Origin of the sequence: Halalkalibaculum roseum, assembly GCF_011059145.1 — a bacterium.
GTDB lineage: Bacteria > Bacteroidota > Rhodothermia > Balneolales > Balneolaceae > Halalkalibaculum > Halalkalibaculum roseum.
Genome location: NZ_JAALLT010000002.1, coordinates 946351 through 964085 on the forward strand (window position 1 = coordinate 946351; position 17735 = coordinate 964085).

At 44.1% G+C, this 17735-nt stretch carries 16 protein-coding genes and 1 tRNA gene; 6 read left to right on the top strand and 11 right to left on the bottom strand.

Annotation, left to right across the window (positions count from 1 at the left end):
- Positions 1-6: 6 nt before the first annotated feature.
- A complete protein-coding gene (locus G3570_RS08345) occupies positions 7-1647 on the bottom strand; it encodes an Ig-like domain-containing domain (RefSeq protein ID WP_165141141.1) in 1641 nt (546 codons plus the stop codon).
- A gap of 158 nt (positions 1648-1805) precedes the next feature.
- On the opposite strand from G3570_RS08345, the gene G3570_RS08350 reads away from it, so the two are divergent.
- From G3570_RS08350 to G3570_RS08370, 5 genes are all read left to right on the top strand, one after another.
- The gene (locus G3570_RS08350; RefSeq protein ID WP_165141143.1) at positions 1806-3125 is read left to right on the top strand and encodes a COG3014 family protein; all 1320 of its coding nucleotides are present in this window, start codon (positions 1806-1808) and stop codon (positions 3123-3125) included.
- A 51-nt stretch (positions 3126-3176) separates the two neighbouring features.
- Positions 3177-3779: a penicillin-binding protein activator LpoB gene (locus G3570_RS08355; protein ID WP_165141145.1), complete on the top strand. Its 603-nt coding sequence runs from the start codon at positions 3177-3179 to the stop codon at positions 3777-3779.
- Between the two features lie 234 nt (positions 3780-4013).
- Positions 4014-5450, top strand: a complete 1437-nt coding sequence (locus G3570_RS08360) for a nicotinate phosphoribosyltransferase (protein WP_165141147.1) — start codon at positions 4014-4016, stop codon at positions 5448-5450.
- Positions 5451-5459: 9 nt separating this feature from the next.
- Entirely contained in the window at positions 5460-6080 is a 621-nt protein-coding gene (pncA, locus tag G3570_RS08365; protein WP_165141149.1) for a bifunctional nicotinamidase/pyrazinamidase, read from the top strand.
- 191 nt (positions 6081-6271) lie between these two features.
- A complete protein-coding gene (locus tag G3570_RS08370) occupies positions 6272-7378 on the top strand; it encodes an NAD(P)/FAD-dependent oxidoreductase (protein WP_165141151.1) in 1107 nt (368 codons plus the stop codon).
- Between the two features lie 71 nt (positions 7379-7449).
- Here G3570_RS08370 and G3570_RS08375 read toward each other — a convergent pair whose 3' ends face one another.
- The gene (locus G3570_RS08375; RefSeq protein WP_165141153.1) at positions 7450-7785 is read right to left on the bottom strand and encodes a hypothetical protein; all 336 of its coding nucleotides are present in this window, start codon (positions 7783-7785) and stop codon (positions 7450-7452) included.
- A gap of 356 nt (positions 7786-8141) precedes the next feature.
- Between G3570_RS08375 and G3570_RS08380 the strand changes: the two genes are divergently transcribed.
- Positions 8142-9068 (top strand): bile acid:sodium symporter family protein, encoded by a 927-nt coding sequence (locus G3570_RS08380; protein WP_165141155.1) that lies wholly within the window; start codon positions 8142-8144, stop codon positions 9066-9068.
- A gap of 62 nt (positions 9069-9130) precedes the next feature.
- Here the strand turns inward: G3570_RS08380 and G3570_RS08385 are convergent, their stop codons facing one another.
- The 9 genes from G3570_RS08385 to G3570_RS08425 all read right to left on the bottom strand — a co-directional run bounded on the left by G3570_RS08385 (position 9131) and on the right by G3570_RS08425 (position 17717).
- The gene (locus G3570_RS08385; protein WP_165141157.1) at positions 9131-11158 is read right to left on the bottom strand and encodes a glycoside hydrolase family 97 protein; all 2028 of its coding nucleotides are present in this window, start codon (positions 11156-11158) and stop codon (positions 9131-9133) included.
- Between the two features lie 175 nt (positions 11159-11333).
- Positions 11334-11420 (bottom strand) — tRNA-Ser (locus G3570_RS08390).
- Positions 11421-11544: 124 nt separating this feature from the next.
- Positions 11545-12228 (bottom strand): energy transducer TonB, encoded by a 684-nt coding sequence (locus G3570_RS08395; RefSeq protein WP_165141159.1) that lies wholly within the window; start codon positions 12226-12228, stop codon positions 11545-11547.
- 24 nt (positions 12229-12252) lie between these two features.
- The gene (locus G3570_RS08400; protein WP_346267243.1) at positions 12253-12921 is read right to left on the bottom strand and encodes a lysophospholipid acyltransferase family protein; all 669 of its coding nucleotides are present in this window, start codon (positions 12919-12921) and stop codon (positions 12253-12255) included.
- 77 nt (positions 12922-12998) lie between these two features.
- On the bottom strand, positions 12999-13937 hold the full coding sequence (gene murQ, locus G3570_RS08405; protein ID WP_165141163.1) for an N-acetylmuramic acid 6-phosphate etherase: 939 nt from the start codon (positions 13935-13937) through the stop codon (positions 12999-13001).
- 14 nt (positions 13938-13951) lie between these two features.
- Complete coding sequence (locus G3570_RS08410; protein ID WP_165141165.1) at positions 13952-14314, bottom strand: DUF4260 domain-containing protein; 363 nt, start codon at positions 14312-14314, stop codon at positions 13952-13954.
- 24 nt (positions 14315-14338) lie between these two features.
- Positions 14339-15841 carry an acetyl-CoA carboxylase biotin carboxylase subunit gene (accC, locus tag G3570_RS08415; protein WP_165141167.1) on the bottom strand — a complete coding sequence of 501 codons (1503 nt, stop codon included), beginning with the start codon at positions 15839-15841 and terminating at the stop codon, positions 14339-14341.
- 4 nt (positions 15842-15845) lie between these two features.
- Positions 15846-16559 carry an esterase family protein gene (locus G3570_RS08420; protein WP_165141169.1) on the bottom strand — a complete coding sequence of 238 codons (714 nt, stop codon included), beginning with the start codon at positions 16557-16559 and terminating at the stop codon, positions 15846-15848.
- 180 nt (positions 16560-16739) lie between these two features.
- The gene (locus G3570_RS08425; RefSeq protein WP_165141171.1) at positions 16740-17717 is read right to left on the bottom strand and encodes a phytoene/squalene synthase family protein; all 978 of its coding nucleotides are present in this window, start codon (positions 17715-17717) and stop codon (positions 16740-16742) included.
- Positions 17718-17735: the final 18 nt, after the last annotated feature.

Consider the following 17735-nt stretch of genomic DNA (forward strand, 5'->3'; position numbering starts at 1 on the left):
AACGGGCTAATTTTGAGGTCTTATGGGATAAACATCCGGCGAGACGGTGAGATCGGAGGTAAAACCTTGTTTAACCGGAATATTATTCCTGATAAAGTAAGGCTCTGGAGCTCTATAGGGCTGTACACTACCATGATCCCATTTCCCGTTGTTATTCAAGTCTTCAAATAATGTTACCTGGTATTGTAATGGTGGCAGTTCTCTTATGATAATCTGCTTCGAAAACGTAGTGTCGGTCATAATGCCGCGTTCCTTTGACCGTATCAAGAGATTGTAGGTATTGGAACGAGTGGTATCTGCCAGCCGTATATCAAGCTGCCCCAGCTTTGATGAGTGCCAGATTTCGGGACTAAGACTGATATGATCATTTGAAATTGGATCCCATATGCGAAATTCATAATCCAACCCGTCTTTCCACCTATCCTCCGGATCAATTAAAAAGCTGTTATTTACGCTTCGGGCCTGTGGCCAGCTTTCAATAAGTTGGTTTCCTTCAACTACTTTAAGTGAATCGCGTATCACATTATCACTTATAGGATTAGCATAAATAATTTCAATAGATTCTGCCGGATAGATTCCTGTAGTACGTTTCCGCCTAATAATTCGCTGGGCGGTAGTGTCTTCCTGGGCTGATCCCGTAATATCAAATGATGTGGAATCAGTAAGGTTTCCCGCCGCATCGCTGATATCTTTTACCCTCACATTATAGGACTCCTGCTCAAGGAGGGCTTCACCGGCCTGAGCAAATAGCACATAGGGCTCTTCAGGCTGGCGATACAAGGGGTATGCCTCGGTAAAAGAATTACCCAGTGAATCGGTTATAGTGATGCTAGTACTATCAAGAATCTCAACATTTTCACTGAAACGCATCCTTAAACGTCGGCTTGAAAAGAGTCCTATTCCCTGAAGTATAGCCTTTGTGGTATCCGAATTGGCAATATAGAGCGTACTCAGGGTATCTGACCCCGCCTTTTCCAACTCAATTAATTCCCTACTGAATGGTTGCGCTCTCTCCCGTTCCGTATCCCATACTTTGTTCCTGTTACGGTCATCAACCCAGAACGCCTTATAGGTTCCCTGCCTTAGGTAAGAAAACTGAAAGACGCCGCCGGTGTCAGTCTCAGCTATATAATTGGCCTTTTGATCCAAATTAAGAGGAGTTCGATATAGCAGAATTTTATGGCCTTCATTACCTTCGCCTGTTTGCGCATCCAGAACTTTGCCTCTCAACTCCCCCTGGTCTATTTCAGGTCCGGTTGAAAACGCCAATTTTTGCGGAGCAGCCAGCTTATTGCCATTGGTATCAGACAAACCTGTCCCGATAGTTACAATAAGAGTGGTAAGGTCAGGCAGCGAGCTTTCAAATACTATGGATACGGACTTCCTTCCCCAGTCAATGGAGTAAGGTATACCTATATCGGGTTCAACCGTAACTTCCCCGCTGAGGGAGCTTCTGTTTACGAACTCAGAAAAATGGAAGGTTACTTTACGCTTGGTGAAATTGGTGGCACCTGATTCAGGCTCGGTAGCTACAACTTCCGGGCCTTGCCTATCAGGTGGGCCCCCGGTGGGACTTGTAGGCGTAGCGCATGAATATGCGATAGCAACAATGCAAAAAAGGATCGAAATTCTAAAAAAATGAGTCAACAAATTGGCGCCTGTTGGTATATATTTGAAAAGAACCCGGTATAACGGTCAAAATCAGTTATGAGAGTATAAGACTTGTTTATCACATACGTTATCGAATCGGTAAAAATAGTGTATTATTTCATTCTGCTTCAAATTGAATTTCCTGGAATTCTTCTATGGGCTTAAAATCGGCTACATACTCTTTTATTGGACTGCTATTCTTGACCTCTGTCAACGGGTGTGCCAGCTATCAATTGGATGAAGCACAGCACAGTCTACGGTCAACGTTCGCAGCCCGCGATTTCGACAGGACCGTACAGCTACTCGAAAACTACGAAAATAAAGGCATCTATAAAGACAAAGACCATGTACTGTTCAACCTAGAGATGGGCATGGCGCAACATTTTAACAACCAGTTTGACAGCAGCTCTTCCCACCTTTCAGAAGCAGAAGAACAGATAGAGCAATTATACACCAAAAGCATAAGCAGGGGCTTACAATCTTTCTTGTTAACCAATGATAACTCATTGGAATACAATGGAGAAGATTATGAAGATATCTACCTGAATGTATTCAAAAGCCTTAATTTCATACATCAGAATAATATAGAAGCTGCATTGGTGGAAGCTCGTCGCATTGCGTTTAAGCTTTCACAACTGGAAATGAAATACAAAGGAATAGCCAAAGCACTGGCTCAATCTGATACCCTTGGTCGCACAGAATGGAAAGCCGGTGAAGCCAATGTGCAAAATAGTGTGCTGGGACATTATCTGTCCGGACTTTTGTATGCTAAAAACGGGAAACCTGATGATGCCCGCATTGAATACGAGAAGATGCTAGAAGCTTTCACTGATCAACCTGGTATCTATCGGTTTCAGAGACCTGATAAAGAAGCTATGATGAGGATCAAAGATCCGGACTCCTTTAATCTGTTACTTACAGGGTTTGCGGGTAGAGCACCTATAAAAAGGCAGAATGACGTTCGAACCTACCTGCCTCAGGAAGATATTTACTTAAAGTTCTCCCTGCCAAGCCTGCATTTGTATCGTTCACAGGTCAATAGTGTAGAAGCTGTCATTAATGATACCCTCCGCATACCTGTCTATCTGATGGAAGAGATGGATATCGTGGCCAAAGAAGTATACAAAGTAAAAGAACCGATCATTTATTCGAGGGCTTTTGCACGATCCCTGGTTAAAGCTATAGGTACCAACACCATAAGCCGTGCAATCGAAAAGAAAAATGACGATCTGGGTGTGCTCGCAAATATATTCGGGAAAATCGGCCAGGAAATAACTGAAAAGGCTGATTTGCGGAGCTGGCAGACCATGCCGGGCAAGGCATTTGCCAATGTGATTAAACTGAATCTCGGTGAACATACTGTCAGGATGGAGTATTTAGATGAACGCGGCCGAATATTGTATACCTCAGAGAAACAGATACGGCTTAGGTCCGGGGAAACACTAGAGCTTGTAGAAACCCTTTATTGGAATTAAAAAAGTTATGCAGGAACCTTACATTAAACTAAAACTTAATACACCAGAATTATGAAAAATCTACTGCTGTTTTCACTTACAATTCTTTTGGCTGTAGCCTGTACACCTTCTCAAAAGATAAGCCGCGTCGATCCCGGCACACAAACCGATTTATCGGGAGGGTGGAATGATACGGATGCCCGACTGGTAGCCGAAGAGATGATCTCCGACGTTGTTTCCAAGCCCTGGCTCGATCAGTTCAACCGTTCTGAAGGTAAACCCCCTGTACTTATTGTGGGGAGAGTTCGCAATGAAACCATGGAGCATATCGATACCGAGGTTTTCACCAAAGAGATGGAACGGGTATTTGTTAACACCGGCAAAGTAACGATGGTAGCAGACAGCCGTGAGCGCGAACAAATACGCGATGAGCGCGCCGATCAACAGCAATATGCTTCCTACGAAACCACCAAAAAGATGGCCATGGAGCTGGGCGCTGATTTCATGCTCATTGGCAATATCAACTCCATAGTGGAAGAATCGGTAAGCGGCAAAGAAGCAGCTGTCTTTTATACCGTTAATCTGGAGCTCGTAAATGTCGAAACCAACCAGAAAGTTTGGATCGGTAACAAAAAAATCAAAAAAATCATCGAACGAAGAAATTTCAGAGGCTAGTTTTTGGGTATAGGGCATAAGGTATAAGGGATAATGGCTTTCTTATCACTATAATATGATTGTGTTCGAAAAAGTGAAGGGCTGTTTCACAGAGTTGCACGGAGGTACCACAGAGTTGCACAGAGGAATTAAACTATACCTTATACCTTATACCCTATACCTCCTCCCTCCTATACCTTCTATCCAAAAACCTTTATATTCCGCTTCCTAAAACAATCAAAAGAAACCGATTAAATGGAAGTAGCCAGTAAGCCGATATTTAACACCCTAAACCGACCGGCTCTTTACACCGATTTTTATGAACTGACCATGGCCCAGGGTTATTTCCTTTCCGGTCGCAAAGATGAACAGGCCTGCTTCAATTACTTTTTCCGGGACCTACCCTTCGATGGCGGTTATGTAGTATTTGCCGGCCTGGGAGATTTCCTCGAAATCCTTGAGAATTTCCGATTCCATGACGATGAGTTGGAATATCTGAAAGAGCAAGGCTTTCGTCCTGAATTTCTGGAATACCTTAAGGATTTTGAATTAGAAGTTAGTATTGATTCGGTTAAAGAAGGGGAAATTGTGTTTCCCCTGGAACCGGTGGTACAGGTCAGGGGGAATATCATTCAGACCCAGCTATTGGAGACCTTACTGCTCAACATCCTCAACTTTGAATCCCTGATCGCAACCAAGGCAGCCCGTCTGAAATATGCTGCGGGAGAACGGAAAGTACTTGACTTTGGCCTGCGCCGTGCTCAGGGTTTTGGAGGCATTCAGGCCAGCAAGGCAGCCATAATTGGCGGGGTTGAAGCTACATCCAATGTTTACTCCTCATTTGTTCACGGCATCCCGGCCAGCGGGACCATGGCTCATTCCTGGATTCAGTCTTTTGATGATGAGATCACCGCTTTTCGAAAATATGCTGAGTATTATCCAGACAACTGTATACTGCTCGTGGACACCTATGACACCCTTGCAAGTGGGGTTCCAAACGCCATAACAGTTGCTAAAGAGTTGGAAGAGAAAGGCCATAAATTACAAGGTATCCGGCTTGACAGCGGTGACCTGGCTTATTTTTCCAGAAAGGCAAGAAATCAGCTTGACCGCGCCGGTCTGGATTATGTTAAAATTGCCGTATCCAACCAGTTGGATGAACGCCTGATAAAAAGCCTCCTTGGCCAGGAAGCTCCTATAGACCTGTTTGGCGTTGGGACACGATTGGTTACCGGACACGAAACTCCTGCCCTTGATGGAGTCTACAAACTCACTTCGGTCAATAATGAGCCCAAGCTCAAGATTTCCGAAAATGTTGAAAAGATAACCCTACCGGGCAACAAAAAGCTGATACGCTACTACGATGACCGGGGTCGGTTCTATGGTGACGGCATTATGCTTAAAGAAGAAGGCACCGTAGATACAATTTATCATCCCTATTACCCTGCGAAACATACTAAAGTCACGGATTTCGAATCTGAAATGCTTCTTTATGAAGTAATGAGAAACGGAGAACTCACAGATGGGGTACCAACTCCCGGAGATAGTGCAAAATATGCCAAACAACGACTTGAGAAATTAAACGCTGAACACAAACGTTTTGACAATCCTCACATTTACAAGATCGGCATAAGTAAAAAGCTGATGGATCTGCGCGATGAACTGGCACAATCACTAAAGAAAAATAACTGATTCATTATCATGGATGCACTTATAATCATTGACGTTCAGAATGATTTTTGTCCCGGCGGAGCCCTGGAAGTCCCAAATGGCGACCAAGTAGTTCCGGTGATAAATCAACTAAACCGGCATTTTGAACGGGTAATTCAAACGCAGGACTGGCATCCGGAAGGACATTCTTCTTTTGCTTCTTCTCATCAGGGTAAAGAACCCTACGAAACCATTGAAGTCTCTTACGGCGAGCAGGTGCTCTGGCCCGATCACTGCGTGCAGAATGAAAAAGGATCAGATTTTCACCCCGATTTGGAAACCAAGCCTACCCAACTGATCATTCGTAAGGGTTTTCGTAAAGATATTGATTCCTATTCTGCCTTCTACGAAAATGATAATAAAACCTCGACCGGACTCGCCGGTTATCTCCGGGAAAGAGGGATTGACCATATCTATGCTTGCGGACTTGCTACAGACTTCTGCGTAAAATGGTCGGTCATAGATGGGCTCAATGAAGGTTTTCAAGTTACGGTGATTGAAGATGCCGTAAAAGGTATTGATATGGATGGATCGGTTGCCGCAGCCTGGGATGAAATGAAACAGGCCGGTGCTCAAAGAACAACCTCCGATCACATTTTGAACGGTTCTTAAAGGTAACCGGATCTCCACTGCTTTAGTTAGGGTATATTCATCCCGTCTACCGGTGAGTTGGGGGATATCTCCAACAGATTAAATGCCTTTAGCGATGTTGTACTCTATCTTCAAAACCGAAATCGCATTACCGTAATCATAACTCGCTGATTTTATTTTTTCAATAATTCCGACTAACAATTCATTCACATATGAACAGCAGCTTTGACTATTGTATTCTTGGAGCTGGACTGGCTGGTTTATCACTGGCTGATTCCCTGCAGGAACATGATTTGGAGGTATGTGTCATTGAAAAAGATGATATCGGTTCCGGGGCATCCGGAACACCCGGTGGACTGGTAAATCCCGCAACCGGCAGACGTGCTACCAAGAGCTGGAAGGCCGAAGCTTGCTACGAGGCAATCGCTGAGAACCTTGAAATGGTTTCTCACTACTCCAAGACTCCCTTTTATCGTAATAACGGGGTGCTTAGGCCGGCATTAACAAAGAAAATGGCTGGTAAAATGCGAGAACGCTTCCGGGAGACCACCTGGAGTGAGGGGTGGTGCCATTGGCTCCCCGAAGTTGAGATTAAAGAAAAACATCCCGGAATAACCTGCATTGAAGGCGGGCTATGGTTACCTGTAGGCATTACGGTTGATGTGGGTCGCTACTTACAGGCTTACGGATCCTACCTGCAAGAAAAGGGAGTTCATATTATTACCGGTTTCGAGCCGAAACCCAATAATTCCTCGACTGGGTGGGAAATACGTCACAATGGACATCATGTTGATGCTGAAAACCTGGTGTATGCCACCGGCTACGGTACGCTTTCTGTAGAGTATTGGAAAAACATCGATTTCCATCCTATCAAAGGTCAGGTTGCCACCTTTCAATCAAATTCTGACCCACTAGGTTTTGATCACTCCCTTTCCAGCTTAGGATATATCGCGAATTTGGGAGGAGCAGAGGATAATACTTTCATTCAGGGAAGCACTTATGAGCATGATTTTGAAGACACTGCTCCCAGCACCTATGGCAAAGATTACCTGAGAAAACGGCTCCGTCGTATCCTGCCGGGGCTCGAGGAACATTCAGAAATTATCGATCAGTGGTCCGGGGTTCGCCTCTCTACTCCTAACCGCAAACCGGTGTTGGGACGGCATCCTGAAATACAGAATCTGCATTTATTTGCAGGATTAGGCTCAAAAGGACTACTCTATGGAAAATTTTTGGCCGAACACTATGTAGATCACCTGCTAAACGGAACCGACCTTTTCGATGAGATTAGCATTCATCGTATGCTTGAAAAGAATTAACATGATTCTTTCTAAGAACGGCAGGGTGCGATAAGAAAGGAGTTCAAAGTAATATGCTGCTTGCTTTTACCCTACTCACTGAGGTGTTCATCCGATAGCAGTTCCCCTCTGCTATTTACCTCCCAGCTGCCGTAAAGAGGCTGCTTGTTAAGATGCTCTATCTTGCGATTTACATACTGAATTTTCTTCTGGGCATCTTCCCTACTTTCCAATATATAGCGAACCTTCATCCAGGCATATATTTCATCCTCTGGCTCACCATTCCAATAAAAACTGAACAGTTTCAATACCTCATCTTCATAGGTGTCGGAAGTGAAACGCTTCACAAAGTAAGCTAGAACATAACTTAACGGGATGACGATAAGCAGGGCGACCAGTTCAAATATGGCATTTTTGATCTCAGGCATAAAGCTCAATTTCCAAATACAACCAAATCATCCATCGGTGCATTTCAACTTTATCCGAGTAAATGGATAAATCTACCATGATTTAGGCGTGTATTCATATCTAACCCCTCAGATACAAGAACGTTGATCTTACTACATTACACCAACTGTGAACGTCCCTGTTTCCTTGGCATAACTCTTCATTTATAATAAAGGTACCTTTAACTTCATTCACACACAATTAATCTGTGCTAATATTAATGGCTCAAAAGATTCTGGGATTTATCATTTTTTGGAATCTATGTCTCAAACTCATTACTATTGGCTGGATAAGTAATTATACATCCTACGTATTATAACCTCTATTTCGGTGCGGAATGAATGAATCTATAGATGCTTTGCGACTAAACCTGGGAGATGGTGGATTGCTCATTATGAACGTCTCTCTTGCGGTTATCATGTTCGGCGTCGCACTTGAATTGACTATTGAAGATTTTCGCAATGTAGTACGGAACCCGCGTTCGACGATAGTAGGGTTATTTTCACAGTTTCTTCTACTGCCGCTAATTACATTTCTTATTGTCTGGTTTCTCGAACCTAATGCAAGTATGGCACTCGGAATGTTCATGGTAGCTGCTTGTCCCGGCGGGAATATTTCCAATTTCTTTTCGGTATTGTCTAAAGGAAATGCTGCACTATCTGTAAGCCTTACCGCAATTGCCACTTTACTGGCCATCGTCATGACTCCGTTTAACTTCACTCTGTGGGCCAGCCTGTATGGTCCGACAAATGAGATACTGCGGGAAGTAAGTCTGAATCTTTTTGAAGTATTCAAAATCATCGTCCTGATTCTCGGTATTCCCTTACTAATGGGAATGGCCCTGAGACATTACCGGGAAAAGCTGGCACTCAGGATTTCACCATGGATTAAAGGCTTTGGTGTGGTATTCTTTGCAGGATTTGTATTGGTGGCTTTTGGCATGAATTATGAAAACTTCATAACCTATGTGCACTTGGTACTTTTGCTGGTTTTTATTCACAACGCATTCGCCCTTGCGGGAGCATACGGGGTAGCCAGCATGGCTAATCTATCCTTTGAAGACCGTAAATCCATTGCAATCGAAACAGGTATTCAAAATTCGGGACTCGGCTTGCTGCTGATCTTCAACTTCTTTGAAGGTCTTGGGGGTATGGCACTGGTTGCAGCCTGGTGGGGTATCTGGCATATCATCGTAGGGCTGACACTCGGATGGTACTGGTCCATCGGCAAATCAGCCCTGCAAGGTGTTTTGGGAAAAACGTAGCACCAGTACCTTTGCGATGGTTTGCGCAATGCCTAAGCTTACATTCTGTATATAAGGCTATTTCATTCCTGGGGAACAAAGCGTACCGCCTGACCGCCTCCGGGTGCCAGTACAAGACTCAGTGAACTGTCACTAGACACCTCTTTGGTGCTTATTGCAATATCCATTGGATTACTATCCCAATCCGCTTCGCTGCCATCTGCATAGATTTCAGCCGTATAGGTTATTCCACCCTCGAGAAAGGAAAGTTCTGCATTCAGTGTTCTAGCCTCCTCATCGGTGATGGATCCAAGGAACCATTCTTCACTATACCGGTCTTTTCTGGCCACTGTTATAAAATCTCCGATTTGAGCATGTAAAACCTCTGTCCTATCCCAGTCCGCTGATACATCTTTGATAAACTGAAATGCCTCTGGATGTGCTTCATAATTTTGGGGAAGATCTGATGCCATTTGTAGCGGACTATAAATAACCACATAAAGTGCCAGCTGTTTTGCCAATGTGGTTTGCACCTTATTGGCAGGTTCACTCTCATCCGAAAGATCAAAGGTGCCGGGGGTAAAGTCCATCGGACCTGATAGCATACGTGTAAATGGTAATATGGTGGTATGCTCCGGACCATTTCCTCCACCTTGCGGTGAATTGTACTCCTGCCCTCTTGCACCTTCCCTTGTTACAAAATTGGGATAGGTCCGACGAAGTCCCGTATCTTTGATCGGTTCGTGGGCATTGATCATAATCTTGTGTTCTGCAGCAGTCTCTGCAACGCGCCTGTAGTGATTGACCATAAACTGGCCGTGATGCCATTCATCCACCGTATCACCCTCTGCTGTGATTCGCTCAATATCCCTACCAAAATCCACATACCCGGTTTTAATAGACCGCACACCCAGTCTCTCATAGAGATCAAAAGCATCTTCCATTTGTGCTTCGTAGTTATAGATCGTGCCGGCTGTTTCATGGTGTCCGATTAGCCGAGTACCCTTTTCACGAGCATAGTCGGCAACTTCCTCAATGTCGAAATCGGGGTATGGCTCGGTAAAAGAAAAGTCTTCCCCGCCTTCCAGCCAGTTGCCGTCCCATCCCCTGTTCCAACCTTCAACAAGGACCCCGTCAAAACCGTGTTCAGCAGCAAAATCTATATATCGCTTGGCATTTTGAGTAGTCGCCCCGTGATTAGGTCCGGAGCCCCAGGTAGAAATACCCAAATGCATTTCCCACCAGATCCCGACATACTTACCGGGATCAATCCAGGAGACATCATCCAATTTATTGGGTTCATTCAGGTTTAGAATCAGATAGTCTGTCAACAGATCACCAGGCTCTTCTGCCATTTGCACTGTTCGCCATGGAGTTGTTCTGGGTGCAGAAGTTTTGACTTTGGTCCCGTCCGACCATGGCATCAGATCTGCTTCCAGCGTTGTGGTGCCTGTTCTTGCAAGTGTCATGGAAGCATAATCAACCAGGGCTGCTTCGTGAAAACTGAGGTAGAGTCCGCTATTGGTCTTTACGGTAAAAGGTGTGTGAACCGTATCAATTTCACTGACATTGGTGTTTTCATAGAGATACTCATAGCGATCACGACCAAAGGCAGGTATCCACCAGGAACTTCCATCTTCCGCTAAAGCAAATTCACTCCATTCATCCGTAATCACGAAATCCTGTAAATTCTCTTGCTCGGGCCATTCGTAGCGAAAGCCAAATCCATAGTCATAGACCCGGAAAACGATATCCATCTGCCTTCCGGCCTCCGACTCTTCCTCTAGTGATACCCGAAGTTCATTGTACCGGTTACGTATCTCTCGCTCTTCTCCCCAGGGCTGCACCCAGATATCATCAACCATCTCAACGCTGCTTCCCAACCATGACATATTATTGCCAATTGCAGGGGCATCCTGCAGTTCAAAGCCCATTTTTGACTCATTGAAAACAGGATCGCCATTTCGGGTAACCGTGTAGTAGGGTGTCCCCTCGTTCAATGTAACGGAGACCTCTATAGTTGAATCCGGTGAAGAAACCGTATGTGGTTCCGAACAAGCTGCGATTAGGATTGAAAGAAGAAAAAGAAGGGGTATATATTTATTCCTCATAATAGGCTCATGATTTTACTTCGGTTACCTGCCAACAAATATTCTGTGAGATAATCTTAAGGAAATGCATGAGAAAAGCAATTTCATATGCTACTATCACAAAAAGAAAAAGGCTTCGTCAAGCAAACTCTTCTGAGCATGCTCAACGAAGCCTTGGTCCCGAAGTCTCGGGAAGCGGAGAGGGAGGGATTCGAACCCTCGGTACCCGTGAGGGCACACTCGCTTTCCAGGCGAGCCCGATCGACCACTCTGGCACCTCTCCAGGAAATAAAATAAATGCAAATGCAGGGGTAAGATCAGTAGTGCAATGAACAATAACGGCGTCGCTACTACCCCATGCAATTTAGAAGCGCAAAGATAGAGGAATTTTCTTGCACTATCAAAATTTAAAAGCCGTAATTGAACCAGTGTTTGGTGTACGATTTGACTACTTCACCCTGGTCTTTGGCAGGACGGAATCTCCACTGCAGTGCTGCTTCAAGTGTAGCGTTGGTTAGTCCATATCCAACACGATCCACCACTCTGTAATCATCAGAGTCTTTATCATAAAGTCTGATCTGTGAAATAGTGGCTTCTTCTACCTGTCCCTTTTTATCAACCAGAAAGCTGACCAGAATTTCTGCCTTAATACCGGCTTCTTTGGCTTCTTCCGGCAGGGTTGGCTCTACAATACGGATAATACTGGGCGGAAGCTGCGGATTGCTGGCAATTCGGTCGGAATCGCCTACTTTACCCAGACCTACCACCGACATGGAATCTGAATATTCGGAGATGTCAATGTCCTCAAGGGTAAGTATCTCCTCTTCAATGACCTGGTCATTGGGCACGGGTACCGGCACCTGAGGTCTCGGAGGCGGTGGCGGACTGCTTTTCTGAGTGGTGATCTGTACTTCATCTATGATAGCTTCGCTATCGGTAAATACAATATCCTGGTAAGTCCTCACTTGGTCGGGTACAGGCCAAAAGGTGAAAACAGAAATCACAATAAGCTGGGCTACAACAATGCTGCCAAGTATCCTGTTCTTATAGGATACTTGTGAACTAATGATGTTTTTTAACTTTTGTATCAAAATGTGATAATTGGTGTAACAGCCTTATGATTTTATCTGCCGGAGGTCTTCAAGTTCTTTTTCAATAAGTACATGAGCATTCTGTTTGAGATCCTCAACTGTTTCAAAGTCCCGGGGATCAATTGGGTTCAGTACCCTTATATTAAATGTTTGAATTGGTGCTATCCTCCAGGAGCCGGTCGGCATGGCCTCAAAGCCCCCGTTATGAACGATGGGCAATAGGTTTAAATTATACCGCTTTGCCATTAAAAATGCCCCGTTTTTAAACGATTTAAGGTTTCCATTCTCAGTCCGAGTGCCTTCGGGAAAAATCATACCCGGAATACCCTTCTGAATTGGCTGCACCAGTTTATCCAGTTTTTTTACTGATTTTAGACTGTAACGCTCAATAGCTATCTGACCGGTCATAAAAATGATCCAACCCAATAAGGGAATTTTAAACAGACTTTTCTTTGCCACCCACTTCATATTCCAAGGAAGCAGGTAGAGCAAGGGAAGATCAAGAAAACTCTGGTGATTGCCTATGACTATGGTAGGTCTGTTTACTTTATCAGGATCAGCACCGCTGATAGCAAATTTCCACCCGGGATTAATAAATAGCATTGCCCGGGCCAGACCTTTAAGTGTTTTGTTGGGAATCTGATTAAAACGGTCAAACGGGAATGTGAACAGGTAGAGCAGGCTGATAATCACAAAAAATGTGACGATACAGATGGTCCAATAAATCCAAATAAATATGCTGAACAGGGTTCGCACGCAGAGTGACTATATTAACCTTGTAAGCTTAAAAATGCTTTTCTGATGAAACCATCATGTTGGTCAAGTAACGCTTTCGCTTCTTGCTTGCTTAATTCTCCCAAAGCCATCAATAACGCTGTTTTTACGTGTCCACCGGCTTCCTCAAGTAATTTTTCGGATTCATTATAAGAAACATCTGCAAACATCATGATAATTCTTTTGGCACGTTCTTTCAGTTTTTCATTGGTAAGCATTAGATCCACCATGACATTTTCATATATCTTACCCTGCCTTATCATGGCACCGGTAGTAATCATATTAAGTACCATCTTTTGAGCTGTGGCGCTTTTCATACGTGTACTCCCCATGATGACTTCCGGTCCCACCGGGACATCAATAAGCACATCTACTGATATCGTGATCTGTTCAGCAGGTACCGTAGTCACAAAAAAAGTTTTACTGCCGCGCTCTTTGGCCTCTCTTAGAGCTCCATGCACGTAAGGAGTACGACCGCTGGCGGCAAGACCACATACAATGTCTTTGCTAGAGAGACTAATCTCATCCATAGCTTTTCTGCCATTTTCCTCGAAATCTTCTGCTCCCTCCTGGGCTACAAACATTGCTTCTTTCCCCCCTGCAATTAGTCCGATAATCTTATCAGGATCGGTACCGAAGGTAGGCGGACATTCTGCGGCATCCAGCACACCAAGCCTACCGCTGGTTCCGGCCCCCGCATAGATTAGGCGTCCTCCCTCCTGCAACGCTTCAGCAGTGATACTGATAGCTTTTGCAATTTGATCGTTTCTTTTTCCAACCTGTTCAGCAACCAGCTTATCTTCTTCATTTATCAACCGGGCTATATCTTTAGGGTCGGCCAGATCGATAGATCGCGTATTGGGATTACGTTGCTCGGTATCCAGCTTTTTCAGCTGCTCAAATAAGTTATTGGACTCGTGTTGTTTATCTTCCAAAGATGACGACTGAGTTATTTATTAACGTTTATACCGATTTGACCTAGGTGCGTATGTTGAAAGGAATCTTCATACTTAAGGCCGTATCCCAGAATCCGGTCCATTGACGAATGAGAGAATAAGATAATGCCCGCAAGCATCAAAACAGGTATAACCGATAAAAAACCTATACAATATATTAAGATGGCTATTCCTTTATGATGAACGATATTATAAACAAATGCCCCCGTCCGATTTCCAAAAAGATATCCGGCCATTGATATGTCGGGTGCTAACAGTAGAACAGGAAATACCCACCAGGAATAATCCAGTGTTGCAAACAGGAACAAACCTAGGACAAACATACCTGCTTCTTCCAGTTTAATCAGCTTGTCCATGTAAACATCTTCAGGTGTTGTTGATTACCGGCGATTCATCCACCAGTCTGAATTATGAAAAGAACCGTTTGAAGAAACGGCTTGTTGAGGGTTATCCTCCTTTTCACCTTGTTCTTTAAGCAGGACTGCGGCCAGGCGCCTGTAGCCATCATCTACATCAGCTAAGACATCCAGGTCTTCAGGTTTAAAATGGTCCTTTACGAAATGTGTATCATATTCACCAGTTCTGAAAGCCTCATGTTTCATCACGTAATCACAAAAAGGAATAGTTGTTCGGCATCCGGCAATTTCGTATTCCGAAAGAGCTCTTATCATACGTTGTATGGCCTGCTCCCTATTCTTTCCATAGGTGCATAGTTTTGAAATCATCGGGTCATAGTTAATTGTAACAGGCTGCCCCTCTTCTACCCCTGAATCAACCCTTACCCCATTTCCGGATGGTATTCTGTGTTTACTCAGGGTTCCGGTACTGGGAAGGAAATTGTCCCTGGGATCTTCCGCATAGATACGGCATTCAATAGCGTGTCCATTCATGCTGAGATCATCTTGGGTAAAAGGCAGTTTCTCCCCTTCAGCGACCAGAATCTGCAGGGCGACGAGATCCTGACCTGTGATTAGCTCAGTGACCGGGTGCTCAACCTGAAGACGGGTGTTCATCTCCAGGAAATAAAAATTCCTGTCTCTGTCAACGAGAAACTCAATGGTACCGGCTCCTACGTAGTCACAAGCTTTAGCTGCGGAAATAGCTGCTTCTGCCATTTCAGCTCTCAGCTCATCGGTAAGTATCGTACAAGGCGCCTCCTCGATTACCTTTTGATGGCGCCTTTGTATGGAGCACTCTCTGTCAAAGAGATGCAGAACATTACCATGTGTATCGGCTATGATCTGAAATTCCACATGGCGGGGTTCAACAAGGTATTTTTCGATATATACCCTGTCATCTCCGAAAGAATTACGAGCCTCCGATTTGGCGGCTTTTATACCGGAACGGAATTCATCTTTATTGTCAATAATCCGCATGCCCTTTCCGCCACCACCGGCAGCCGCTTTCACCAGTACGGGATAACCTATTTCTTCGGCGATCTTTTCAGCATCTTCTATACTCTCCAGCTCCTTTTTGGTACCGGGAGGAAAAGGCACATTCGCCTTGCTCATCAACTCACGGGCTTCGGTCTTGTCACCCATCTTACGTATGGCATAAGGTTCCGGACCAATGAAGTTAATACCTTCTTCCTTGCAGCGTTCAGCAAAGTCAGCATTTTCACTCAAAAACCCATAACCGGGGTGGATGGCATCAGCACCTGTTGACTTAGCCGCATCAATAATCTTGTCAAACACTAGGTAACTCTCAGAGGATGCCGCCGGACCGATACCAACCGATTCATCGGCCATCAGTACATAAGGAGCTTCCGCATCCGGTTCGGAATAAACGGCGACGGTTTCTTTGCCGGCTTCAATGCAGCTGCGTATCACACGAAGGGCTATTTCCCCGCGATTGGCAACCAGTATCTTTTTAATTTCGGGCATGATCTTAAATTATATGAGTCTTTAGCATTTGTTTCCAGAGTTCCCACTCTTCACTTTCGTCAATATCCCAAATATCGAGCTCATGTTCGATAAACTTCATGCGAAGAATATTGGACATCTGTTCTGCCTGATCCCTTCGCTGGTCGTTGGCGAAACTGACAAGTCTAAAATCTATCTTCCTAATTTCACTTAACAGGGATTGCTTGTTTAGGTTTGGCAGATAGTCAGCCGGATTATTGTAGTAAATATCTTCATTATAAAATTCGTCCAAGAAGTGTTTCACATCATACACTCCGCTGATGCCAATGGCTTTCCCAAACTGCTTGGGATACTTCAACGCGAGGTTTACAGCATGATATCCGCCTAGATCAACACCCGTTACTATGAGATAATCAATGTGATTATTACTCTTAATATAAGGTACAACTTCATCTATGATGAATGATTCGTATTGGATATGCCTGGTGATTCGCTTAGCGGGATCAATATCAGTATTCAAAAAGCTCTCATCGTCAACCGAATCGATGCAAAAAAGCTGATTGTACCCATTTTCCAGTTGTTTTGAAATGGCTTGCGTCATACTCTGTTCTTCCCACTGTTCGCAGCCCTTGCCTCTTGTTGGAAATGACAGAATGGGGGTCCCGCTCTCTCCGTAAATAGCCAGGCTCATATCTTTACCCAGGCTTGGACTCCTCCATTTCTTGATTGTTTTATTCATTACCCAAAACCATGTGAATATATTTTTATTTGAGAGTTGAATATAACAGTTCGGCACCTATAGTGTAAATTAGATCCGTTTTAAAAAGGTAATTTTTAGTATCACTGAAGGAGGCTAGAAATAATACCTGAAAGTTTTACCACTGAGTGACACTAAGTGGTAAAAAAGAAATGCCAATACTTAAGAAGAGCCAAATTTCATGTGGTACATGATGCGCGGTATAATGGAAATCTTCTCCGTAGAATTTAGATAGGCTCGGTGTTCAAAGACATTATAGTCGTTGGCTTCAATTTTATTTAGTATGCGACTATAATTGTGCCTCGCCAGATACACAGGCAATCGACTGTCTTTGCTCAATAGTGGTATTCCCTTGTCAGAACGCCTGTAGTAGTCCCTGGTCCGCTGGATCTGAAACTTCATCAGATCTCGGAATGCGTTATCCCGTTTGTGCTGAAACAGATCATTTTCTATGATACCGAAGCGATCAAGATCTTCTTGAGGTATGTAGATACGATTCTTTTGAAGATCTTCTCCTACATCCCGCAAAATATTTGTGAGTTGCATGGCAATGCCAAGATCGACCGCATAATCTAGCGCCTCTTTAGATTGGTATCCGAACACTTCGCTGGTCATCAGTCCGACAATTGATGCAACTTTATATGAATAATCATAGACCTCATCAAAGGTTTCATATCTATTTTTATAGAGGTCCATGCACACACCTTCCATAAGCTCAAAAGGCAATTGAATGGGTATGTTATAACTTCGAAGCACATCAGAGAAGGCAATTAATATGGGATTGTCATGTAACTTGCCTTTGTACGTATCATCCAGCTTCTTCTTCCACCTGTCCAGCTTTCGGTGAATACCGTCATAGTCCAACTCTCGCTTTGAAACAAGATCTTCAGCTTCATCAACAAGATCATCGATATAACGGCACAGTGAATAGATTGCAAATATGCCCCGCTGCTTTTTATTAGGCAGGAAGCGGGTCGCCATATAGAAGGTCTTGGCGTGTTCTCTTGTGATAGAACGACACTGCATATAAGCCTTTTTGAGGCGTTCATCTCCTACCTCTTCCACAACGGATTTGTGGAAGGAGGTCCGCTTATACAGCGGACGCAGCAGATCATACGGTATGCGAAGGATGTCATTCATATTTTTAAATTATACATA